Below are 991 nucleotides of genomic sequence, written 5' to 3'. Positions count from 1 at the left end.
CAAATTTCGAACCGTTTGAACGTACAAAGCCGTGGTTTGGATGTGGCGGTTCGCAACGCGAACGACGGTATCTCAATTGCACAAACCGCTGAAGGTGCAATGAACGAGACCACTAACATTCTTCAACGTATGCGTGACTTGTCTCTACAATCAGCAAACGGCTCAAACTCGAAATCAGAGCGTGTGGCGATTCAAGAAGAAGTGACCGCGCTAAACGACGAACTAAACCGTATCGCAGAAACCACTTCTTTCGGTGGTAACAAGCTACTAAACGGCACACACGGTGCGAAATCGTTCCAAATCGGTGCGGATAACGGTGAAGCCGTGATGCTTGAGCTAAAAGACATGCGTTCAGACAACAAAATGATGGGCGGTGTGAGCTACCAAGCTGAAAGTGGTAAAGGTAAAGACTGGAACGTTGCTGAAGGTAAGAACGACCTAAAAATTAACTTAACGGACAGCTACGGCCAAGAGCAAGAAATCAACATCAGTGCAAAAGCGGGTGACGATATCGAAGAGCTTGCGACTTACATTAACGGTCAAACTGACCTAGTGAAAGCCTCAGTAGACCAAGACGGTAAACTGCAAATCTTTGCTGGCAACAACAAAGTCGAAGGCGAAGTCGAGTTTTCAGGCGGCCTATCTGGCGAGCTGGGTTTAGGCGAAGGTAAAAAAGTAACGGTAGATACTATCGACGTAACCTCAGTAGGTGGCGCACAAGAATCTGTTGCTATCATCGATGCGGCACTGAAATATGTAGACAGCCACCGCGCAGAGCTGGGTGCATTCCAGAACCGTTTCAATCATGCAATCAGCAACTTGGATAACATCAACGAGAACGTGAACGCGTCGAAGAGCCGTATCAAAGATACTGACTTCGCGAAAGAAACGACTCAAATGACCAAGTCACAAATTCTATCGCAAGCGTCAAGCTCAATCCTTGCGCAAGCGAAACAAGCGCCAAACTCAGCGCTAAGTCTGCTAGGTTAAT

General features: G+C 47.3%; 1 protein-coding gene. It reads left to right on the top strand.

The annotated features are described in order from the left end of the window. Window positions 1–990, top strand: a 990-nt coding sequence (locus CBX98_RS25225) for a flagellin (RefSeq protein ID WP_109170532.1), incomplete at its 5' end; no start/stop codon positions are given. Between the last annotated feature and the right edge of the window lies 1 nt (window position 991).

The organism is Vibrio sp. T9, assembly GCF_003123985.1.
Classification (GTDB): Bacteria; Pseudomonadota; Gammaproteobacteria; order Enterobacterales; family Vibrionaceae; genus Vibrio; species Vibrio diabolicus.
Note: the sequence above shows the minus strand (reverse complement) of the source record. Positions and strands in the feature narration are given on the sequence as shown.